The sequence below is a fragment of the Rahnella sp. GSA61A genome (genome assembly GCF_019969905.1).
Classification (GTDB): Bacteria; Pseudomonadota; Gammaproteobacteria; order Enterobacterales; family Enterobacteriaceae; genus Rahnella; species Rahnella aceris.
Window position 1 is genome coordinate 167,952 of sequence record NZ_JAHXYO010000005.1, and the last position, 22,956, is coordinate 190,907.

A 22,956-nucleotide genomic window follows, 5' to 3' on the forward strand; every position below is an offset into this window, starting at 1 on the left:
ATAGTTTCTCTATGGAATCGAATCCTCACGCGCCGTTGGCCAGTTTTATTGATCTCATGATGGATGCTGTTTTTGCGGTTGATGCCCATGCCAATATCGTTTTTGCGAGTGCATCATGCGAACGTATCTTTGGCTATACGCCGAAAGAAATGATCGGCAAAAACATGTTTGACATGATGCTGCCTGAAGATCGGGAAATAACCCGAAACTCGGTGGTGGGGATCATGTCTGGCAATCCTCAGTTTCATTTTGAGAACCGTTACATTCATAAGAATGGACAAGTAGTCAACATCATGTGGACGGCACGCTGGTCACCGGCTGATCAATTGCGCATTGGGGTTGCCCGAGATATTACCGAACGCAAACGATCCGAATTGTTGCAGTCTGCGCTTTATTCTATTTCTGAAGCTGCACATACCGCCGAAGATTTACTCAAGTTATTCCAGCGCATTCATGAGATCGTCGGCACGCTGCTGCCCGTCGATAATTTCTCGGTGACGCTCTACGATGATGAAACCGGTAAACTTAGCTTCCCTTATCATGTGGATCAGTTTCTGCCGAGGCCAGACCCCTTTACCCTGATCCCAGGTACGTTCTACGCAGAGATTATTCATACCGGTCTGCCGCTGCTGCTCACACCTGAAACGATGGTTGCCCGCATGGAAGAATTGCGGGTCTCTTTTGGCATGAATCCATTCTGCTGGCTGGGTGTTCCGCTCAAGTCGCATAAGGGCACGATTGGCGTGCTTATGGTCAAAAGCTACCCGGGGGGTGTGTGCTACAACGAACAGGATCAGGAGTTGCTGCAGTTCGTTTCGACTCAAATTGCGACTGTCATTGAGCGTCAGCAAATGCAGGCTCGGCTGCAGTATATGGCGCAGTATGATCCACTGACCGACCTCCCGAACCGGGGTTTTTTACATGACCGCCTGAAAGTCGCGCTCTCAACAGCACGTCGGGAGCAAGGTCAGTTGTCGCTGTTGTACATTGATCTCGACAAATTTAAACAGGTTAACGATACGCTTGGCCATGGTATTGGGGATTTACTGCTGCAGGGGGCCGCTGCGCGCCTGAAGTTGTGTGTGCGCGAATCGGACACCGTCGCTCGTGTCGGCGGCGATGAGTTTGTGGTTTTGCTTCAGGGGGTTTCCTTACCCGCGTCTGCTCGGGTAGCAGAAAAAATCCGTGACGCTTTCAATCCTCCTTTTACCCTGGAAGGCCACAGTTTGACCATCACGCCCAGTATCGGAATCGCACTCTATCCGGAGCATGGTAACGATGAACGTCAGCTTCTCGAATATGCCGACAACGCCATGTATTTAGCCAAAAACGGCAAAGCGCATTGAGAAAATAGCGATCAAATGGGAATAAGTTTTAGAGACATCTGCTATTTAAAATCCACAAAACGCCAGTGTGATTAAATTATCCACTGGCATTTTTTATGCCTGAAATTCTCTCAGATCGTTATTTCAAATGCGCCGCAAACCCATTTTTCTCCGGCGCAATTTCCGGTTTCAATATCAGTGACGGAATAGCGTAATCGCCGCCATTCTGCTGGCGGAATGAAATGGGTGTCGCGCTTTCTAATGTATCCAGCCGGTGAGACATCTCCGCGCAAATTTGCGCATAGCGGGTTTCATCCATGCGTCCGGTGCGGTAGAACACCAGCGGCGGGAGTACGCTGAAGCCCGGATAGTGCAGGATGCCGTGATGGATCGGGAACAGCAGCTCGTCGATAGGGCCATTAATCCCACGCGCACTGTAATGCGGTTCCCAGCCGCCGGTCGTGACCATCAGCATGGCGCGTTTACCGGCCATTTTGCCTTCTCCGTAACGGTCGCCCCAGTGCGTGTCGGAATGTTCACCGACACCGTAAGCAAATCCGTAGGCATAAACGCGTTCCACCCAGCCTTTCATAATCGCGGGCATTGAAAACCACCATAGCGGGAACTGAAATATCACGGTATCGGCCCACTGTAATTTTTCCTGTTCGGCGGTAATGTCATGGCTTTGCGTTCCATTCTGGTAAGCGCGCTGTGAATCCTGCGAAGGTTGAAAAGGCCCTGGTGAAGGCCCGGTGTTATCTCCGGCATCCAGCGCGGCTTTCCATTGCATGGCATACAGATCCGATATCTGCACATTGTGCCCGGCGGCCTGCAAATGACTGACCGCAAAATCTTTCAGCGAGCCGTTCAGTGATTGTGATTCAGGGTGGGCATAGACGATCAATACATTCATGACGAATTCTCCGCTAAGTGGTAAACGCAGAGTAGGTTGTTGTCAGGTATAGTTGAAATGAATTGATCATATAGCAGGTATAGCGATGAGTAATTTCGGCCGTTTGGATCTCAATTTGTTGCTGACGCTGGATGTCCTGCTCGCCGAGCAAAACGTCACGCGTACGGCGCAACGCCGTAATCTTTCACAACCTTCAGTCAGCGTTCAGCTCGCGAAGTTGCGGGAATTTTTTGATGACCCTTTGCTGCTGCCGGGACCACGGGGGATGCGGCCGACCGCGCGTGCTGATGAATTACGTGAGCCGCTGCGACAAGCACTGGCCGCGCTGGAGCAGGCCGTATCTGCGGGTGAAGTGTTTGACCCCTCGACGGCAAAGAATATCTGGAATCTGGGGGCGGCAGATTATGGCGAATCGACCATTGTGCTGCCCGCGTTACGGGCATTACGTATAGCCGCACCTTCTGCACGGCTGGCTATTTTTGAAACGTCACCTGCGCGGATTATCCGCAAAATGGAGCAGGGTACGCTGGATCTCGCATTCCATACCGGCGAGGCGGTGATGAATGGCCTGCACAGCCGATTATTGTTTGCTGAACGTTATGTTTTGGTGAGCAGAAAAGGACATCCGCAGGTTAAAGGCAAGATATCGCGTTCAGCGTTTTGCGCACTGGAACATGTGATCGTTTCACCTGATGGTGGGGGTTTCTATGGCAATACCGACATCGCGCTGGCGGCCACTGGATTATCGCGCCGCGTCGTCATGTCAGTGCCGCATTTCCTGTTTGTCGTTCAGGTACTGATGACCACTGATCTGGTGGCGATGCTGCCGGAACGTCTGGTACGTGGAAATCCTGCTTTGCAGGTTACTAAACCGCCGCTGGATGTCCCGGGGTTCGAGATGTACATGGTCTGGCACGAGCGCGCTCATCGTGATCCTGCACATCAGTGGCTGCGTGAGTTTATCGCTGATTCAGTCTGAAAAAAGGCAGCCTTACGACTGCCTGTGTCTGACGGTGCGGAAAACCGGAACTTATTCGTTGAACAGCTTGGTATCATTCGCCAGGCTATCTACCACAACTTTTAAATCGTTGGCGGTAACTTTCTGTTTATCATTAGAAACTTGTTTACCGAATCCTTTACGCACGACTTTGATCACCGGTTTGCCAGTACTGGCGTCGATCAGCTCACCTTCGAAATACACTTCAGTGTCACGCGTGCGGTGGCCTGTCGCGGTTTGAGTTCCGGCAATAACCAGCGCGACCGGGACGACTTCATAGAACTGCAAACCTTCTGCCGACGTGTTCACACCGGTGATCGCACCTTTGAAAATCAATGTGCGCGGCCCTGCGTGATCTGTCAGTGGCAGGCGCTCTGCCAGTGCAGGTTTCATGCGGCTGTTGGCGTAATCCAGCACCCCCTGCAAGGTGGTTTTGTCGATCTGCGCCGTAGGCTGCGGTTCCGGGTAGAATTTAATCGGTTCGTATTTGATGTAAGAATAATTTTCTTTCTTAAACGAAGGATCGATCCAGCGCAGAACCGGATTTCCCCCAGCCGTTTTCACTTCCTTAAGGCCGGAATAATCGCCTAAAAAACCTGAGTATTTTTCCGTCTTGGTAATGTGGCTGGTACAACCGGCCAGGAACAGTGCGCCAGTCACTGCGGCGATCTGCATCAGTTTTATTGTTTTCATTCGTACCCTCGAAATATTTTAAGGAAGACCAAGTATGTATAGCACCGCTGCGGAATTTAACCTCTTAACGACAAAGAAAAATTGATATTCATCAGGATCGCGAAAATACGGTTCTGTGAGGTAATCATTTCTTCCTTAATTATTTTTTTGATGAATGAAACAAATAGTATTCACCTTTTGGACTGTCCCCCGTAGAGATGATGTTCCAGCCTTTTGACAGATAAAAAGCGACTGATTTTTTACTCTTTACTAAACATTTCAACGACCCCTGACGGGTAAACGTTTCTTCCGCAGCCTGAAGCAATGCTGAACCTGCGCCGGTTCCCTGATATTGCGGATCAACAAACAGGTTATGCAGGAAATTTTCCTGAGTGAAAATTGAGGCGAATCCCAGTAAATGTCCGTCACGTTCTGCCACCAGAATCGTCTCGCCGATCACTGCGCGGTCAAAATCTTCCAGCTGAAAATCGTCTTCCAGCCATGTCCAGGTATGCTTGCGTGAGGCCAGATACAACGTGCGTAAAAACGGACGGTCTGCTTCTTCATAAGGACGGACAATAAGTGATGAGGACAAGTAAAACTCCTGAGGAAATTTTTCATCAACGTGTGTTGTTCATGTCTGTTTCCTGATACTGCCAGTGAAGCGGAGTGAGTTCAATTACGTTGGCTGATCGGTTTTTTTAACGCATTTCCTGATTGATCTTCTGACCTCCGCCGCCAATAATGTTCCCTTGACTCGGGGTGCCCGCTGCAAAGCAGGGCTGAGATTTTACCCGTATTACCTGATCTGGATTATGCCAGCGTAGGGAAGTCAGGTATCTCTCCTGATACCGCCTTCCTGAGTGCCGGTGGGGAGATTTATGAATACCCGACCTACCTTCTTGCCCGGCGCCTTAGCCGCCACTTCTCTGAAACGACTCCGCCTTTCAGCGCCGCTGGTTCACTGCCTGACCAACGACGTGGTGCAATCTTTTACCGCCAATGTCCTGCTGGCGCTGGGTGCATCTCCGGCGATGGTGGTTGATCCCGCCGAAGCGGCGCAATTTGGCGCCATTGCTGATGCCTTATTGGTGAACGTCGGCACGCTGACACATCCCCATGCCGATGCGATGCGGGCGGCTATTCACGCAGCCAGTCAGGCCGGAAAGCCCTGGGTGCTGGATCCGGTTGCTGTCGGCGGTCTGAGCTGGCGTACAGAATTCTGTCGTGAAATCATCACACTTAAACCTGCCGCAATCCGCGGTAATGCCTCGGAAATCCTGGCTCTCAGCGGCCTCAGTGCGTCCGGGCGCGGCGTGGACAGCGGTGATGATTCCCTTTCTGCCTTACCTGCCGCACAGCAACTGGCGCGGGAGACCGGCGCGGTAGTGGCTGTGACGGGTGAAACCGATTACGTCACCGACGGGATGCGCAGTTGGGCGGTGGCTGGCGGACATCCGATGATGACCCGCGTGGTGGGTACCGGATGCGCATTATCTGCGGTGGTGGCGGCCTTTGTGGCTTTGCCGGGTGATCGCCTGGATAACGTGGCCGCCGCCTGCCGGGTGATGTCCTGTGCCGGCGAGCGCGCCTGTGCGGTCGTGAAGGGGCCGGGCAGTTTCACGCCTGAATACCTCGATAATCTGTATTTAATGGGCGAGGAATGGCTGAATGGCGAGGAAATACAATGAAACGTATTAATGCACTGACGATTGCAGGCACAGATCCGAGTGGCGGGGCGGGGATCCAGGCGGATTTGAAAACCTTCTCGGCGCTGGGTGCGTACGGCACCAGTGTGATCACCGCGCTGGTGGCGCAGAACACCCGTGGTGTGCAGTCGGTCTATAACATTGAGCCCGGTTTCGTTTCAGCGCAGCTCGATTCCGTACTGAGCGATGTGCGGATCGACAGTGCGAAAATCGGCATGCTGGCGAACAGTCAGATTGTGGAGGCGGTTGCGGAGCGACTCAGACATTATCAGCCGCCGTTTGTGGTGCTGGATACCGTGATGCTGGCGAAAAGTGGCGATCCGTTACTGCTGCCGGAGGCCGTGGATGCCGTGCGTCGTTTGCTGATCCCGCAGGCTTCCATTATTACGCCAAATCTGCCCGAAGCGGCGGCGTTACTGGAATGTGCGGTGGCGGCGAATGAAACCGAAATGCGTGAGCAGGGAGAAGCCTTACTGGCGATGGGATGTGGTGCCGTGCTGATGAAAGGAGGACATCTGAGTGATGAGGAAAGCCCTGACTGGCTGTTTGTGACCGGTTCCCGTGAGCGGTTTACTGCGCCGCGTGTGAATACCCGACATACCCATGGCACCGGTTGCACGCTGTCGGCCGCGCTGGCCGCGTTACGTCCGCGTCATCACAACTGGGCCGATACGGTACGCGAAGCCAAAGCCTATTTACAGCAGGCGCTGATGCAGGCCGACTCACTGGAAGTCGGCCACGGTATCGGGCCTGTGCATCATTTCCACCGCTGGTGGTAACCGCGGATTATGCCTGGTGCTGGGTTTCGCTCAGCGCCTGTTCAACCTGATGAAATTTCGTCAGCGCCTGTTGCAAATGAACGGCATCAAACGGGTTCAGCGGATAGAATTTTTCTTCTTTACGCGGGCGCAGCATGACGCGGATTTTAGTTGCTGACATCCGTTCAAACAGATAGCTGGCAATATCGTCGTTCTCCTCGTCCTGCCACGACAGCAGCAATGCCGCATGCTCACCGCTGCGGCGGCCAATAAATTGTCCGTGTGACCACAGCCCTTCAAATTCGCCATCCTTTTGCAGTTTTTTGCCACTGAACCACGGTGATTCAGCCAGCGTCAGGAGGGCTTGCGGCGTGATATCCGCATACAACTGGCGCCACTGCGGGCGGTTGTTATCCATCTGCCAGCAGGCCATGCCGAGATAATCGTTCAGTTCACGCCAGTCCTGTTCCAGTTTCTCCCTGAGTTCAGGATCCTGCACATGCATGAACTGTTGCAGGCCGGTCGCCTGCTCACCCAGCTTGTTATAGGCAATAACGGTCATGGTGCGGGGCTTACGGCGGAATGTGACCCACAGCAGCACTTTGGGGATGCGGAAAGTGATGGCCTGAACGGTGAGTTTGTAACGGTTGCCACGTGACATCACCAGGCCGCTGGAAGTGCCCCGTTTGTCCTGATAATTTCTCACCAGTACCACGCTGTTCTGTCCCATCCAGCCCGTGACGTAATGTTCTTTTTCGCTTTCTGCCACGTCCAGATCATGAACTATCTGGGTGATTTTCTCGTTATCGAGCTGGGAGAGGGACAGTGACTGATCGGCACTGTAGTAGCTTTTTTTCAGGGCGGCTGCGGCTGGCATAAAAGTATCCACGATATTGATGTGGTTTACAGCTTACACCAAGTTGTCATACAGATTTTAGGGATAACCCGCAAAATTTGATCGCTGTCGTTCACTGTTTGTGTATTACAACGTCCTTTTACTTACTCGGCATCAAACCAGTCACTGTTCTGTTCAGCAATCGGGGTAATGGTGGAAATCATTTCCTGCAAATGAATGCGGATAGCTTTTTCAGCGGCGTCCGGGTCATGCGCTTTCAGCCCGTCAAAAATCGCATAATGTTGTGCAATCAGATTTTCCGGCGGTGACACTTTACTGAGTGTCAAAAAGCGCACGCGATCCATTGTCGCTTTGATGTGCTCGACGGTTTCCCATGCCAGGCGGCAGTCGATGATCTGCGCAATCGTGCGGTGGAACTCATCATCCAGCAACAGGAATTCCTGCGTTTGCTGACTCTTTGCCGCCAGCGTCTGACGCTCAAGATTATGTTCGAGCAAGGCCAGATCTTTATCGGTGGCGACCATGGCTGCACGGCGTACCACGGCGGTTTCGACTGCTTCGCGAATGAAGCGTCCGTCGGCAACCCGCTTGGAGGAAATTTTCATTACATAGGTGCCGCGTTGCGGTAAAACCTGAACCAGCCCGGCTTCGGCCAGTTTGATAAAAGCTTCGCGAACCGGCTGGCGGGACACATTAAAGCGTGTGGAAATTTCTTTCTCCGACAGGAATGCCCCCGGCGCGATGGCACAGGTGACGATGTCCTGACGCAAGGTGCGATAAATCTGCTGATTAACCGGCACATTACTGAGAAATTCAAAGGAGTCTGTCATGGGCAAAAGTTGTCTTTAAAGTCGGGAAACGACAATACTAACATGAGTTTTCTGATGTTTTTGAGATTGTTAGCGCAAGCTTTCATCAAATTATTGGGAGTTTATATGCTCCCGGCAATACAGCTTTTTATAGGCCGCGGGTGTGATACCCAGCAGTTTACGAAATACCCGGCGAAAATACGCCACATCGTTAAACCCCGTCAGGCGTGCCACGTCTGCCACATTGCCGGTATTGGCCAGTAACAGCTTTTCTGCTGCAGCGACACGTTGTTTATGCAGCGCATCCGTCAGCGTCATCTGAAAGGTCAGGCGGAAAACCCGCCCGAGATAATCCGCGTTACAGTGCAGCCGCTGCGCCAGCTCAGAGGCCCCCAGTGGCAGATGAAACTGTGTGGTGATCAGCTGACGGGCTTTGTAGGCCAGCGCCACGCCGGGGCCGCCGGGTTCGACATTCTCCGGCCAGGCGCGCGAGACTTCCTCTAACAGCAAAATCAGGAACAGCTCAAGAGAATTACCGCCGCGTTCCTGTTCATATAAAAATAATCTGAACAGCGTTAACAGGGGTTCACTGTCCCTGACTTTACAATGCTGCGGAATATTTAGCTGTAAAGAGGGACTATTTTGCTGTGGTTTAATGATTGCTATATCTTCCACAATATCAAAATGCAGCCAGTAAAATTTTAAATCGGGATCAAAGGTTGTGACGCCTTTATGTTCCCTGCCGGGAAATAACAGTAAACTTTCTCCTGTATGCAAATCAAAACGCGTATTTTCTTCCTGTAAAGACAACGAGCCACGGACGACATAAATTAATTCGTGCGAACTCAGACGTCGGGTCGGATGTGTGCCAATTCCTCTGGAAATGAACAGGCCACCGTTTTGCACTTTAACCGGGTAATTTACGGAGAACGCGAGCATTTCAGGCATTTTAAGGCACTCATCAGGCAAGTTTTGCCTGACAGTAGCACAGGAAACGTGCACCACCAGCCGGGTATGAAGAGGTTTTGATCTGCTTCACAGATTCTGGATGTGAGTCGGAATTGTCCCGTTTAACTACTTTTCTCTCCTCTTGTTGGCATGAGAACCCTATGCCAGATTTATGGCGTACCTTATTTAATCTCAGGGCTGATACGAATAATTAGCCTTATTCATTGTGTTCCTACAGCTTATAAATAACGATATAAAAGCGAGGAAAGATAATGCCAACAGATTCAGTTAATACAGGCTCTGCACCGGTAAACGGTGAGGACAGAATACTTTCTGCTAATGCCAAACTTTCTGTCAGTGAAAAAATCGGTTATGGATTAGGTGATGCCGGTGGCACGATAATTACCTGTCTTATCACCAGTTTTCTGACATTCTTTTATACCGATGTTTTCGGGCTGACACCTGCGATTGTCGGTACGCTGTTTATTTCGCTGCGTGTGATTGACGCGATTTCCGATCCGCTGATGGGCATTCTGGCTGACCGCACGCAAAGCCGCTGGGGACGTTTTCGTCCCTGGCAGTTATGGATCGCGTTGCCTATTGGCGTGGTCGGATTTCTCACTTTTACGGTACCCGGCCTGAGTGGCGATGCCAAAATTGCCTACGCCTTCTTCACCTATTTCCTGCTCTCCGTGTCCTATACGGCAATCAACGTGCCGTACTGCGCGCTGATTAACACCATGACCACTGATCATCGCGAAGTGATGTCTTGTCAGTCGTGGCGCTTTGTACTGTGCGGCGTGGCGGGCTTTATGGTTTCCGTCGGGCTGCCGTGGCTGGTGCAGGTGTTGGGTAAAGGCAATGCGGCGGTGGGATATCAGCAGGGCGTAGGGTTGCTTTGCGCGGTTGCTGTGGTGATGTTCCTGTGGTGCTTCTTCACGGTACGCGAACGCCTGCCCCTTGCACTGCTCGGGCAATTCAGCGTTAAGGAACACATTCGCGGGATGCTGAAAAACGATCAGTTGCTGCTGGTTTTACTGATGTCTTTCCTGCTGATCAACGTGTTCAATCTGCGTGGCGGCGGCTACATGTATTTCATCACTTATGTGCTGAAAGGCGGGGCGGGCTACGCCTCTATGTTCTTCGGCATGGTAACGCTGGCATCCATTCTTGGCGCGGTGATCGTCAATCAGCTGACCAAATTTATCGACAGCGTGCGGCTGTATATGTTGACTAATCTGGTACTGGCGGTGTTTTCCCTGATGCTGTGGTTTGTCCCTGCCGGTGAACATTATCAGACGCTGTGGCTGGGTATCATCTTTGTACACTGTGTGATCCTCGGGTTCACCTTGCCGCTGCACTTTTCCATCATGGCGTTCGCCGACGATTACGGGCACTGGAAAAATGGTATCCGTTCCTCCGGCATGAACTTTGCCTTCAATTTGTTCTTTATCAAACTGGCCTGGGCATCAAGTGCCGGGATCATCAGCCTGGTCTTCATTATGGTCTCTTATCAGGCTGGCGCAGAGCATCAGACTGCAGCGTCGCTCGGCGGGATCACTTTGCTGGAAACATTGTTGCCTGCGGCGATGCATCTGCTGCTGGCGGGAACGCTGATGTTTTGCAAACTCGATAACAAATTGCTGTCGCGGATGTCGCACGATTTGGCCGCAAAAATCTAATTTACTGTTTTTCAGGAGGTTGTATGCCGTTTTCTCCGGTTGATTCTTTAGAAGTGCCTTTGCAAAAAGTGAATGTTTCCGATGCGTTCTGGCTGGAATATCAGCGACTGGTAAAAGATGTGGTGGTGCCGTATCAGTGGAAAGCGCTCAACGATGACGTCGCCGACGCCGAACCAAGCCATGCGATTGAAAATTTCCGAATTGCCGCCGGGCAAAGCGATGGCGAGTTTTATGGCATGGTTTTTCAGGACAGCGACGTGGCTAAATGGCTGGAAGCGGTGGGGTATTTGCTGGCGAAAACGCCGGATCCTGCGCTGGAAGCAACGGCGGATCAGGTGATCGAGCTGGTCGGCGCGGTGCAGCAACCTGACGGCTATCTGAACACGTATTTCACCGTCAAAGAGCCGCAACAACGCTGGGCCAATCTGGCTGAATGTCACGAACTTTACTGCGCCGGACATCTGATTGAAGCGGGTGTGGCCTATGCGCAGGCGACCGGCAAAACCCGGTTACTCGAGATTGTCTGCAAACTGGCGGATCACATCGCAGACGTTTTCGGGCCGGGCGAACAGCAACTGCATGGCTATCCGGGGCATCCGGAAATTGAACTGGCGCTGATGCGTTTGTATGAACAAACTGCCGAAACGCGATATCTCGAACTGACCCGCTATTTTGTTGAACAGCGCGGCACACAGCCGCATTTCTACGATATCGAATATGAAAAACGTGGAAAAACTTCGCACTGGAATACTTACGGTCCGGCGTGGATGGTGAAAGATAAGGCCTACAGTCAGGCGCATGTACCGGTGGCTTTGCAGACAACGGCCATCGGGCACGCGGTGCGTTTTGTGTATCTGTATGCCGGTGTGGCGCATCTGGCGCGGTTGAGTCAGGATCAGGAAAAACGCGAGGTGTGCCAGCGATTGTGGGAAAACATGACCCAGCGGCAGATGTACATCACCGGTTCAATCGGCTCGCAAAGCAGCGGTGAGGCGTTTTCTTCCGACTATGATTTACCCAACGACACGGCTTACACCGAAACCTGCGCATCGATTGGCCTGATGATGTTCGCCAACCGCATGTTGCAGATGGATTCTGACAGCCGTTATGCCGATGTGATGGAACGTGCGCTTTATAACACTGTGCTGGCCGGTATGGCGCTCGACGGCAAACATTTTTTTTATGTGAATCCTCTGGAAGTGCATCCGAAAAGCATTCCGTTCAACCATATTTATGACCACGTAAAACCGGTGCGTCAGCGCTGGTTCGGCTGTGCCTGCTGTCCGCCGAATATTGCGCGTCTGCTGGCGTCGCTCGGCCATTATATCTATACCCAGCGTCCGGACGGTGTGGATATCAATCTGTATATCGGCAGTGATGTCGAAGCGACCATCGGCGGAAAGGCGTTGCGACTGAAACAGTCCGGCGGTTATCCGTGGGCAGAAGGCGTGCTGATTGAAATCGATACCGATCAGCCACTGGAAGCCACGCTGGCGCTGCGTTTACCTGACTGGTGCGTCAGTCCGCAGGTCACGCTCAATGGCAATCCGCTTGAACTGACCAGCCTGACGCAACGTGGATATTTGCGTTTGACGCAGGAATGGCAGAAAGGCGATCGTATTGAAATGATGCTGCCGATGCCGGTGATGCGGGTGAAAGGCAACGCGCTGTTGCGGCATGTTGCGGGGAAAGTGGCAGTGCAGCGCGGGCCGCTGGTGTATTGCCTTGAGCAGGCTGACAACGGCAGTGAACTGCATAACATCCGCCTGCCGGGTGATGCGCAATTCCGTCTGATTTCCGGCAGCGGATTGTTCGCCGGTAAAACCTTATTGCAGACACAGGGCGAACGCCGGACATCCGTTCAGGCCAGTCAGCAGCCACTGTATCGTTACAATCCGCCAGCGCAACAAACGGTACCGCAAACCATAACCTTTGTGCCGTACTTTACCTGGGCGAATCGTGGGGAAGGAGAGATGCGGGTTTGGGTGGACGAATAAAACCGTCATCCTTCAGCCTGTTTCACGCGTCTGATCCCGGATAACCCCTGGACCAGACGCGCTTTATCCACTTCGGTTAGCTGCGGCGCATGCAGCAGAATCATAATCTCTGATTTATCTTCCTCACTGAACCCGCCGGCCAACAGGCGCTGACTAATGGCGCTCAAAATTTGCTTATCCTGTGCAGAGATGGAGTCCCTGACCCTATCGAGGCTTTTCGGTTTGTCCCCCATATCGGGCTGCGATAACCAGTCAGCAAAATAGCGGTACTGGATAGCTTTGGCGACGTCCATCTGCGCCTGAATAAAAGGAAGCACCGAGTGCGGGTCAAGCCCTGCCTCTTCCGCTTCAGCCTGCGCGAGAGAGAGGACCTTCTTTTCACGCACCAAATCTTCGACCGGTAAATGATTTGCCGCTTTATAAGCCGCCACGTCTTTCATATCCACCATGCGTCCGTTCATCGCCGTTGTGAGAGAAGAGATCGCTGTGGCCGGCACTGATGCTGCATAAACTGAGCCCACCATAAATAACGAAGACAAAAACACCATGATATAAGCCATAACACCCTCAGTTGCGTCAGGAAGAATAAGGAATTTACTTTGCCATCAAAATAATACCGCAGTGTTACAAAGATTCATGCATTACGCCTGAAATGTGCTCTGACGGCTTTTGAGTGATGGGCAGTATGGCAAGCATGGCGTACCGGGTACAGATTGTGCGGATGGCGGAAAGGGCGCTCCCGGAATGAACAGCATCGCGTTAATGTAAGATTACATTCAGCGAATAGGGAAAAATGCCGCTCCCCTGTGGCAGGGAGCAGCATTGGCATTCAGAATATCAGTTGTGAGACAGAGTGGAGTCGGGCAGGTGTTTTGGTGGTTTAATCACGAAGAACACCAGCATTGCACCCAGTGCGGCGACGCCACCAGCGAGAATAAAGGCACTGTCAAAACGTCCGGTGTTTTGCACAATGAAACCCGTCACGACCGGACCAATGATGCCCGAGACGCTGCCGACCAGATGAATAAATCCGCTGGTGCCGCCGACGCGGGATTTATGCACCACATCCTGAATAATCGCCCAGTAAATCGCACCGGTGGTATACAGGAAGAAAATAGACACTGACATCAGAATGACTGCCGGCACCACGCTGGTGACAATACCGGCGAGGGCGACACAAATAGCCGCGGCTAACAGGCTGACCACTAATATAATTTTACGCGACAATAACAAACGGCCGGTAATATTGAAAATCTTATCAGAAATATAACCGCCCAATGCCAGGCCGACAAAACCGACAATCCACGGAATAACCGTTGTCAGACTCATCTCTTTGATATTCAGGCCATGTGCCTGAACCAGGTAAGCCGGGAACCAGCTGAGGAAGAAAAATAAAATATAGTTGTAGCAGAAGAACGCAAATGCCGTAACCAGAATAATCGGCTGACGTAAATAATAGCCCAGACCATGTGCGGCCTGCGCCATATTCTCTTCTTCGCTTAAATGCTCGTTCTTCATTTCATCAACTAAACGCAATTCTTCCGGTGAAACGCGTTTACTTTTCAGCGGATTATCGGCAACGGTAAAGAACCACACGACCATCCAGACGATCCCGATACTGGCAATGACCATAAACGCCGGACGCCAGCCGAAGGAAATCGCCAGATACCCGACAATCGGCCCGGCCACTGCACCGCCGAGGGGAGAACCGGCGCTGAGCAAGCCCATCGCGGTTGCCGCCTGTTTCTTCGGGAACCAGCCGTTAATCATCTTATTTGCTGAGGCGCAGATCGGTCCTTCGGCCATGCCGAATAATACCCGTAAAATAAGCATGGAATAAAAACCGGTCGCGATAGCGGTCATGCCGCAAAATACTGACCATAAGCCGACGGCTAATCCCATTACCAGCGTCGGACCGAATTTATCCACGGCCAGGCCACCGATAAAGTTAAATATCGCGTAACCAAAGAAGAAACTGCCAAATATCATGCCGAATTGTTCGGGGTTAATGGTCAGTTCTTTTTCTATCATAGGCACAGTAATCGACAGCGCAACGCGGTCGAGGTAATTGATCATGTAAACCAAGAACAGCAAGAATACGATGATCCAGCGTAGGTTCTTAAACATAAATGTATGCTCCACTTGTAGGTGTCGTTTTAATAGTGTTGCGTTTTTATAGGTAGAATATGAGGTACGGGAGGCGGGAAGATATTTGAAATCTTCCCGTCTTTTATAAAAAAAATCAAAAAATCAGAATGTCAGTAAAACCTTGCAGCAGGAACGCTGATCTTTCTCAAACAGCGTTAATGCCGCTTCCACTTCGCTGGCGGGCATCCAGTGCGTCACCAGTTTTTCGGGTGCGATTTTTCCCTGCTCCATCCATTCAATCACCTGGGGGAACCGGTGACTGTTCAGGCGTGAAGAAAACAGTGAAATCTCTTTGCTGGTAATGCTTTGCTGCGTGACCAGGCTGGGCTCGCCGGAGAAACCCATCATACCGATACGTGCTGCCGGAGACGCCAGCAGAATAGCTTCCTGCAAAATCGCCGGATGGCAGGCGGCATCGACGATGAGCGTTGGTCGCACACCTTCAGCGGCCAGTTCATCAGCCACGCTGCGTTCGCTATTGTTGATGATCCAGTCTGCGCCGCTGGCCTGCGCCATCTGCAACCGTTCGTCGATACGGTCAGCGACAATCACTTTCTGCACACCATAAACGCCTTTCAGCACCTGAATCACCGTCAGCCCCATCGGGCCGGCGCCGTATATCAGCGCGGTATCCTGCGGCGTCGGTTGTAGAAACGCCGTGATATTGGCCGCGATAGTAAACGGCTCGACCATACTGGCGAGTTTGTCCGGGATTATTTCCGGCACCACATAAGCGTTTTTCGCTGGCGCACAGGCGTAATCACTGAAACCGCCGTCGCGGTGGACGCCGATAACCTGCAGTTCTGCACAGACATTCGGGCGGCCAATCGAGCACGGATAACAATGTCCACAGCTGACGACCGGATCGATAACCACGCGCTCGCCGATACGTTTGACGTCTACGCCTTCACCGACGCTGTCGATGTGGCCGAAAAACTCATGGCCGATTACCCGTGGATATTTCGCAAACGGATTGTGACCGTGATAAATATGAACATCTGAACCACAGATGCCCGCGTGACTGACCCGAACTCGTACCTCACCGGCGGCAGGTACCGGCAAAGCACGTTGCTCGATGACTAACTTTCCAGGTTTCTGAATAACGACACTGTTCATTTTTCGCTCCCTCACCAGTTCCACAAAGTGCCGTCTTCCAGACGGGCCACCGGCAGATACGCCGGTTCGTACGGATATTTCGCGGCCAGCTTTTCGTCAAACTCAATGCCCAGCCCCGGTTTTTCGCCCGGGTGCATGTAGCCGTTGTCGAACGTCCAGTTATGCGGGAAGACTTCCAGCATTTGCTCGGAATAACCCATGTATTCCTGCACGCCGAAGTTCGGCACCCACAGGTCGAAGTGCAGGGCTGCGGCCATACAAATCGGCGAAAGGTCAGAAGGGCCGTGGGAACCGGTACGCACCTGATACAACGAAGCGAAATCAGCGATGCGGCGCATGCCGGTGATGCCGCCAGCGTGCGTCAGTGTGGTGCGGATATAGTCGATAAGCTGTTCTTCGATAAGCTGTTTGCAATCCCAGATACTGTTGAACACTTCGCCGACTGCAATGGGTGTGACTGTGTGCTGGCGGATCAAACGGAAGCATTCCTGATTCTCAGCGGGGGTCGGATCCTCCATCCAGAACAGGCGATATTCTTCGATGCTTTTGCCAAAGCGCGCTGCTTCGATGGGCGTCAGACGGTGGTGCATGTCGTGCAGCAGATGTTCGTCGAAACCGAATTTATCACGCACGGCTTCGAACAGTTTTGGCGTGAAATCGAGGTATTTTTCCGTCGACCACAACTGCTCTTCCGGCCAGTTACCTTTCGTCGCCGGTTCGTAGGCCAGACCTTTGCCTTTCGCCATGCCGTAAGTCGTTTTCATGCCCGGAACACCGCATTGTGCGCGGATCGCCTTGAAACCGAGCTCTTTATGTTTGGCGTAATCGTCGAGCACTTCATCAATGGAATGGCCGGTGGTGTGGCAGTAGACCATGACGCCGGTGCGGGATGCGCCGCCGAGCAACTGGTACAACGGCATGTTGGCGGCTTTGGCTTTGATGTCCCATAACGCCATGTCCACGGCAGAAATCGCCGACATAGTGACCGGGCCGCGACGCCAGTAAGCGCCTTTGTAGAAAAACTGCCAGATGTCTTCAATCTGATGCGCATCACGGCCAATCAGTTGCGGACACACATGATCTTTCAGATATGACGCGACCGGTAACTCGCGACCGTTCAGCGTGGCATCACCAATGCCAGTCAGTCCGCTGTCAGTGGTGATTTTCAACGTAACAAAGTTGCGTCCCGGACAAGTGACAAAAACTTCAGCATTCACGATTTTCATCGGTTACGACCTTCTGCAGTAAAAGTAGGATGCATTTTCTGTGGTTATAAATACGCCTCATCCTAACTACCATACAAGTATGTTTATCGTTTTTTGCCGGAGAGGATCACACTTTGTGAGGGAAATGTTGCGGGGATTAAAAACAAAACGCCTGCTATTAACAGGCGTGATTTGACGTGAAAGAGCGGCAACTATTCCGCCAGCCGTACCACTTCATCCCATACGGCTTCATCGACCGGGATGCCCAAACGGTGGTTTTCTTCGCGGTTGGAAGCGGCAGTCTGGCCCGGATAACGGACATCGCGGCTGTTTTCTGCGGGGTCGGACTGATTCACATAGTCTGCAACGCTGTCGGCCATGCGTTCGGTGAATTCGGCACCACCGAGTTGTGTCGGGTCAAACACCATAAAAATCTGGCTGGCGCCGGTACAACTGCCTTTGCCTATTTTGTCGATCTCATTGGTGGGCGATCCGGCAGACAACAGCGCGGCCATAGCATCGAGCACAATTGCCAGGCCGGAGCCTTTCCAGTAACCCGTCGGTAAAATACGCATGGAGGCCTCGATTGGGCCAGGATCGTCTGTGAGATTTCCCTCTTTATCGTAGCCGCCGGGGAACGGCAGTTTTTCCTTTTTCAGCCGCGTGACCTGCAATTTACCGTAGGAATATTGTGACATCGCCATATCCAGCACGATCGGGCCTTTGGCCCGGGGCACGGCCATCACGAACGGGTTGTTGCCCACGCGGGGGTTTTTGCCGCCCCACGCAGGCATACAGGATTCAGTATTCGTCCAGCAAATCGCCGCCATGCCTTGTTCTGCCGCATGCCAGCCATAACTTCCGCCACGCATCCAGTGACTGCTGTTTTTCAGTGCGACAATGCCGACGCCGTATTCTTTTGCCATCTCTGCCGCTTTTTCGACGGCAAACAGGGCGTTGGTAATGCCGATCCCGCGGTTACCGTTGTAGATGGCGATGGCGCCAAGAGATTTTTCCAGCGCTGGTTTGGCATGAATATCAATCCAGCCTTTTTTAACGTAATCGACAAAGCGCGCCACACGGTTCAGCCCATGGGATGAAATGCCGTCGCAACTGGACTCTGTGTGGATTCGTGCACAGGTACGTGCGCTTTCTTCATCCAGACCGGCTTTTTGCAGGGCGCGGAAGATGGTCTGTTGCATCATGCTGAATTCAATTCTTGGCATGGTTGGCTCCGGTTGAGAGATCATCAGGCGTCAGAGGGGATAATTCTTCTGTCTGGATAAGAATATTATTATCACCCCAACATTTTTCGTATGGCCAGCCGGTAAGTTGCTCGGCAACTAAACGGGCTTCTGGTGTAACATCGTATTTACTACCGCCGGCTTTCAGACGCTCAATTTCACTGACCAGCAACGCATGGTTATGTCGGGTGAGACGGAATTTCATTGAGCTGTATAACCCTACCAGCAGGAAAATGACGGAACCTGCGCCAAATACCAGCGTGATGCCGTAAACAGCTTCGACCGGTTGCGTTGCGCTTTTCGGTGTAAATCCGTAATGCTGTAATAACAGGCCAACTCCAAATAACGCCACCGCCTGAACGGCTTTGCGTACAAATGTCATTACCCCGGCGAATATCCCTTCGCGCCGTTTTCCGGTCAGCATTTCATCCACATCGGGAATAAAGCTGTAGATATTCCAGCAAACATAACTGGTACCCGAACGGCCAACGCCCATTAAAATGACGGAGAGATAAAGCAGCGCCATATTAAAAGGCAATTGTAATAAATGAATGGCTAAAAATAACCCGACACTGCCCAGCATAAATAGCTGTGCGATGCGGTAAGAAGCCCCGTTGCCTAATTTCATACACAGGAAAATAAACAAGGCGACGCAGACAAACTGCACCAGAGTCATTAACGTCATGGCATTCGACGCGGTCACGGCGTTTTGCCCGAGGACAAAAATAATGTAGTAGGCCAGCACCGCACCGAGCACGTCGAGGGCGACATAACCGCCAAGATACATCCCGACATGCTGACGGAAGGTGCGGACTTTCATTGTCGAAATCAGTGATTTAAACAGATGTTTCATGTCACGGCGGAAAGAAAGTTTTGGTGCAGCGACGTCAACCGGGATCGGACGCTCCCAGGTGTAGAAGTAAAGCATCAGGATCACCACGGCAAACAGCACGCCAAAAATCACCCCCATAATCAGAAATGATGACGATGAATCTTCACCGAGATAGGCAATGATCCGGCCGGGTAACCAGGCCGCTAATATCGCGGCACCGGTAGAGAAGAACATTCTGACGCCGGTCAGTTTGGTGCGCATTTTAAAACTGGATGTCATTTCCGCTGCCAGTGTTTCATAAGGCACAATTGCCAGCGTATAAGCAGCATAGAATAGAATATAAGTGAAAAGGTAGTACCAGAATCCCATGCCGCTGACCCACATAATAATGTAGGTCACCATAATCAGCGGAGCACCAAATAAGAAGAAGAAACCGCGGCGGCCGTATTTTTTACCCAGCGGATTACGATAGAAATTATCCGTGACATACCCCATAAGCGGATCGAAAAAAGCATCCAGCAGACGTGCTGTCGCAATAACGGCACCGGCCTCTGCGGGGCTTAATCCTGCATAGGTAGTATAGAAAAACATTATCCACAGACCCAAAACCGCAAAACAACCGCCGCCGAAGAAATCTCCTCCGCCGTAAGCCAGCATATTTTTTACCGATATCGGTCTTTCTTTATCGTGATTAATCATACTACCCCTGCATTCCGTCACCGGATAAATAAGAGTCGTAAAAAGAAATACGTCGTTTTTGCCCGCAAAAAATTCATGAATGAATTATTCAGCGACATCGGCAGATTAAAATTAGGTAATGCACTTCTACCATACAAGTATGTGAAGTGGGTTTTATCGGATGGGATCACAAAAATAAGGGCAGAATTCCTCTGTACTGCAAGATGGATCACAGTACAGAGAATGAACAATGAGAAGGGGTAATATCAGCCGAGCAGTTCGCATTGAGGGGGTAAGCGGCACTGAATGGCATCAGGCAACACTTCGATACGGAACTGTTTGCCGGTCAGCGGTTCGCCGTCGAGGTTGAAGGTCATGTCGTGCGGCGCGGTGATTTCGAGCCACGGCAGACTGGCAGAAAGGATGTTTTTATTTTCTTCATTGCTGAGCAGACTGCGCAGGAATGAAGGCAGCAGCTCTTCTGATGTCAGAAGGCGTAGCTGCAACAGGCCGTCGTTGATCAGCGCGTCCGGGCAAATTTGTTGCCCGCCACCGGCCTGTCGGCCGTTACCGATGCCGATAACCAGCGCATCGCCTTCCCACTGAAAATCAGGGCCTTTAATTTCGCAGCGGTCAGCTTTGAGCGTATCCAGGCGTAAAAGTCCGTGGATGAAATAGGAAACACCACCCAGAGCTGCTTTCAGTTTTTCCGGTGTTTCCGTAGTGATACGCGTCCCAAAGCCGCCGGTCGCCATGTTGATGAAGAAATGCTGGCTGTTGACGCATGCCAGATCAATATCGACGGCCCGGCCTTTTACCGCCAGTTGTAACGCCTGTTCAGGCGTAGGGGGAATACCGCAGGCGGTGGCGAAATCGTTCGCCGTCCCTAGTGGCACAATCCCCAGTACAGGTCTGACACCGTCAATTTGCGCCAGCGCACCTGCCACTTCGTTAATGGTGCCATCACCTCCACCGGCGATCACGGTTTCACAGCCCAGTTCTATGGCTTCAGCGACATAACGCGCCGCATCACCGTGTTCCCAGGTGACCCGTACTTCCAGCTTCACGCCTTCGGCACGCAGCGCGTTCACCGCTTCGCGCAGTTCTTCGATGGCTGCACCTTTTCCATTTAAAATCAGCAGTGCTGTGGTCATGTACGCTCCTTTTATCTATACATAACAACAATAGATGATTATGACCGTATTTGGCTATCGGATAAATCAGTGAAGCATTCTTTCTGGTATTAAATAATTGCAGTTAAAGTCATTCAATAAAACACTTATTTATCTGCAAATGATTTTTTATTTTGAGGGCGGAAAGAGGTTATTTGTTCACTGAATGGGAGAACAGAGAATTGCCCGAATACCAAAAGAAAAGCCAGCTCAAGGGAGATTGAGCTGGCCAAGGAGGTGGTTCCTGGTATAGTCCGGTGCTTTATTTTGCATTCGAAGTAAATTGCGAATGCATATTAACCAGTCACCCTAAAAATAGATGTGATCGAATTCTTGTTTTCGAAGAATTCCTTATTTTGAATGCGGATTCCGGGTGTCGGTTTCTTCCAGATTACGCAACAAAATAGCGAATTCCAGGCTGACATCTTCCGGCAACGCGACATATACGAAGTGGCCATTACCCGGCGCCACGTCGGTCGGCTGACCTTTTTTGTTGCGCAGCGCTTCCAGTGTGAACTGAACGTTACCCTGCGGCGTCATCATTTCCACACTGTCGCCGACGCTGAACTTATTTTTCACGTCGATTTCTGCCCAACCATCCTTACGGTTACCGGTGAATTCACCGACAAACTGCTGGCGGTCGCTGACGGAGAAACCGTATTCGTAGTTCTGTTGTGCGTCATGCGTATGACGGCGCAGGAAACCTTCGGTGTAACCGCGATGCGCCAGGCCTTCCAGCGTTGAAAGCAGAGTCGGGTCAAAAGGTTTTCCGGCGACTGCATCGTCAATGGCGCGGCGATAAACCTGTGCGGTGCGGGCGCAATAGTAGAAGGATTTGGTACGGCCTTCGATTTTAAGCGAGTGCACACCCATTTTGGTCAGGGTTTCCACGTGCTGTATCGCCCGCAGATCCTTGGAATTCATAATATAAGTGCCGTGTTCGTCTTCAAACGCACTCATATATTCGCCCGGACGCATCGCTTCTTCCAGCATAAAGACTCTATCCGTCGGCTGGCCGATGCCTAATGTCGGTTCGGCGGCTTCAACCTGTTGAACGGGGATTGGCTCGTACTGATGCACGATATTGCCGATGGCGTCTTCTTTGCCTTCCTGAACCTTATATTCCCAACGACAGGCGTTGGTGCAGGTTCCCTGATTGGGATCGCGTTTATTGATGTAACCGGAAAGCAGGCAGCGGCCTGAATACGCCATGCACAGTGCGCCGTGCACGAAGATTTCGATTTCCATGTCCGGCACCTGAGCGCGGATTTCAGCGATCTCTTCCAGCGACAATTCGCGGGATAAAATCACCCGCGTCAGCCCCATTTGTTTCCAGAATTTTACTGTCGCCCAGTTAACGGCGTTGGCCTGCACCGACAGGTGAATATCCATCTGCGGAAACGCTTCCCGCACCATCATGATAAGGCCAGGATCGGACATAATCAGGGCATCCGGCCCCATATCGATGACCGGCTGTAAATCACGGATAAAGGTTTTCAGCTTGGCGTTATGGGGTGCGATATTCACTACCACATAGAATTTTTTACCCAGAGCATGGGCTTCGTTGATGCCGGTCTCCAGATTCTGGTGGTTAAATTCGTTATTACGTACGCGCAGGCTGTAGCGCGGCTGACCGGCATAAACTGCATCGGCACCGTAAGCAAAAGCGTAACGCATGTTTTTCAGGGAGCCGGCAGGGGACAGCAGTTCCGGAACAAAAGAATCGCGGGTAAACATAGTCAATCTCAGTCTGATCACAAGTCAGGGCCGTCCCGGATGCGGGGCGACGAAAGGTCGGAATTGTAACGTCTGAGTTGATCAAAAGCAGCCAGTTCGTGTGGGTATTTGAGGTTTTACGGGGGCAGATCAATTTTTGCATCCTGAGGCTACAACAG

At 51.8% G+C, this 22,956-nt stretch carries 20 protein-coding genes and 1 riboswitch; of the genes, 6 read left to right on the forward strand and 14 right to left on the reverse strand.

The features are described from left to right. Positions 1-11: 11 nt before the first annotated feature. Complete coding sequence (locus LC431_RS08910) at positions 12-1,346, forward strand: bifunctional diguanylate cyclase/phosphodiesterase (protein WP_013574386.1); 1,335 nt, start codon at positions 12-14, stop codon at positions 1,344-1,346. A gap of 118 nt (positions 1,347-1,464) precedes the next feature. On the opposite strand, the gene LC431_RS08915 is transcribed toward LC431_RS08910, so the two are convergent. Continuing rightward, a complete protein-coding gene (locus LC431_RS08915) occupies positions 1,465-2,238 on the reverse strand; it encodes an NAD(P)H-dependent oxidoreductase (protein WP_223509718.1) in 774 nt (257 codons plus the stop codon). 85 nt (positions 2,239-2,323) lie between these two features. Between LC431_RS08915 and LC431_RS08920 the strand changes: the two genes are divergently transcribed. Then, positions 2,324-3,217: a LysR family transcriptional regulator gene (locus LC431_RS08920; RefSeq protein ID WP_223509719.1), complete on the forward strand. Its 894-nt coding sequence runs from the start codon at positions 2,324-2,326 to the stop codon at positions 3,215-3,217. Positions 3,218-3,268: 51 nt separating this feature from the next. Here LC431_RS08920 and LC431_RS08925 read toward each other — a convergent pair whose 3' ends face one another. Together LC431_RS08925 and LC431_RS08930 are read right to left on the reverse strand one after the other, a co-directional pair. Next, positions 3,269-3,928, reverse strand: coding sequence for a DUF3313 domain-containing protein (locus tag LC431_RS08925; protein WP_013574389.1), 660 nt, complete (start codon positions 3,926-3,928; stop codon positions 3,269-3,271). Between the two features lie 139 nt (positions 3,929-4,067). Then, a complete protein-coding gene (locus LC431_RS08930; RefSeq protein WP_013574390.1) occupies positions 4,068-4,502 on the reverse strand; it encodes a GNAT family N-acetyltransferase in 435 nt (144 codons plus the stop codon). 153 nt (positions 4,503-4,655) lie between these two features. Then, a riboswitch (TPP riboswitch) is annotated at positions 4,656-4,754 on the forward strand. A 34-nt stretch (positions 4,755-4,788) separates the two neighbouring features. On the opposite strand from LC431_RS08930, the gene thiM reads away from it, so the two are divergent. Together thiM and thiD are read left to right on the forward strand one after the other, a co-directional pair. Then, positions 4,789-5,598, forward strand: coding sequence for a hydroxyethylthiazole kinase (gene thiM / locus LC431_RS08935; RefSeq protein ID WP_013574391.1), 810 nt, complete (start codon positions 4,789-4,791; stop codon positions 5,596-5,598). Then, positions 5,595-6,395 (forward strand): bifunctional hydroxymethylpyrimidine kinase/phosphomethylpyrimidine kinase, encoded by an 801-nt coding sequence (gene thiD, locus LC431_RS08940; RefSeq protein WP_112151281.1) that lies wholly within the window; start codon positions 5,595-5,597, stop codon positions 6,393-6,395. The genes thiM and thiD overlap by 4 nt, the downstream gene beginning before the upstream one ends. Before the next feature lie 7 nt (positions 6,396-6,402). Here thiD and LC431_RS08945 read toward each other — a convergent pair whose 3' ends face one another. From LC431_RS08945 to LC431_RS08955, 3 genes are all read right to left on the reverse strand, one after another. Further along, positions 6,403-7,251: a hypothetical protein gene (locus tag LC431_RS08945; RefSeq protein WP_013574393.1), complete on the reverse strand. Its 849-nt coding sequence runs from the start codon at positions 7,249-7,251 to the stop codon at positions 6,403-6,405. Between the two features lie 122 nt (positions 7,252-7,373). Further along, positions 7,374-8,060 (reverse strand): GntR family transcriptional regulator, encoded by a 687-nt coding sequence (locus LC431_RS08950; RefSeq protein ID WP_013574394.1) that lies wholly within the window; start codon positions 8,058-8,060, stop codon positions 7,374-7,376. A 90-nt stretch (positions 8,061-8,150) separates the two neighbouring features. Next, positions 8,151-8,978 carry an AraC family transcriptional regulator gene (locus LC431_RS08955; protein ID WP_223509733.1) on the reverse strand — a complete coding sequence of 276 codons (828 nt, stop codon included), beginning with the start codon at positions 8,976-8,978 and terminating at the stop codon, positions 8,151-8,153. Positions 8,979-9,259: 281 nt separating this feature from the next. Between LC431_RS08955 and LC431_RS08960 the strand changes: the two genes are divergently transcribed. After that, positions 9,260-10,669, forward strand: a complete 1,410-nt coding sequence (locus tag LC431_RS08960; RefSeq protein ID WP_013574396.1) for an MFS transporter — start codon at positions 9,260-9,262, stop codon at positions 10,667-10,669. 23 nt (positions 10,670-10,692) lie between these two features. Further along, the gene (locus LC431_RS08965; RefSeq protein WP_013574397.1) at positions 10,693-12,666 is read left to right on the forward strand and encodes a glycoside hydrolase family 127 protein; all 1,974 of its coding nucleotides are present in this window, start codon (positions 10,693-10,695) and stop codon (positions 12,664-12,666) included. Between the two features lie 5 nt (positions 12,667-12,671). Here LC431_RS08965 and LC431_RS08970 read toward each other — a convergent pair whose 3' ends face one another. The 8 genes from LC431_RS08970 to yegQ all read right to left on the reverse strand — a co-directional run bounded on the left by LC431_RS08970 (position 12,672) and on the right by yegQ (position 22,798). After that, positions 12,672-13,226 carry a chorismate mutase gene (locus LC431_RS08970; RefSeq protein ID WP_223509720.1) on the reverse strand — a complete coding sequence of 185 codons (555 nt, stop codon included), beginning with the start codon at positions 13,224-13,226 and terminating at the stop codon, positions 12,672-12,674. Positions 13,227-13,503: 277 nt separating this feature from the next. Then, positions 13,504-14,793: an MFS transporter gene (locus tag LC431_RS08975; RefSeq protein ID WP_015689485.1), complete on the reverse strand. Its 1,290-nt coding sequence runs from the start codon at positions 14,791-14,793 to the stop codon at positions 13,504-13,506. Between the two features lie 123 nt (positions 14,794-14,916). Further along, the gene (locus tag LC431_RS08980) at positions 14,917-15,930 is read right to left on the reverse strand and encodes a Zn-dependent oxidoreductase (protein WP_013574400.1); all 1,014 of its coding nucleotides are present in this window, start codon (positions 15,928-15,930) and stop codon (positions 14,917-14,919) included. A gap of 11 nt (positions 15,931-15,941) precedes the next feature. Next, positions 15,942-17,156, reverse strand: coding sequence for a D-mannonate dehydratase ManD (gene manD / locus LC431_RS08985; protein ID WP_013574401.1), 1,215 nt, complete (start codon positions 17,154-17,156; stop codon positions 15,942-15,944). Between the two features lie 191 nt (positions 17,157-17,347). Next, complete coding sequence (gene yiaK, locus LC431_RS08990) at positions 17,348-18,361, reverse strand: 3-dehydro-L-gulonate 2-dehydrogenase (RefSeq protein WP_223509721.1); 1,014 nt, start codon at positions 18,359-18,361, stop codon at positions 17,348-17,350. Further along, on the reverse strand, positions 18,348-19,910 hold the full coding sequence (locus tag LC431_RS08995; RefSeq protein WP_013574403.1) for an MFS transporter: 1,563 nt from the start codon (positions 19,908-19,910) through the stop codon (positions 18,348-18,350). The genes yiaK and LC431_RS08995 overlap by 14 nt, the downstream gene beginning before the upstream one ends. 245 nt (positions 19,911-20,155) lie before the next feature. Next, positions 20,156-21,043: a lipid kinase YegS gene (yegS, locus tag LC431_RS09000; RefSeq protein WP_013574404.1), complete on the reverse strand. Its 888-nt coding sequence runs from the start codon at positions 21,041-21,043 to the stop codon at positions 20,156-20,158. Between the two features lie 369 nt (positions 21,044-21,412). Continuing rightward, entirely contained in the window at positions 21,413-22,798 is a 1,386-nt protein-coding gene (yegQ, locus tag LC431_RS09005) for a tRNA 5-hydroxyuridine modification protein YegQ (protein ID WP_013574405.1), read from the reverse strand. Positions 22,799-22,956 lie beyond the last annotated feature (158 nt).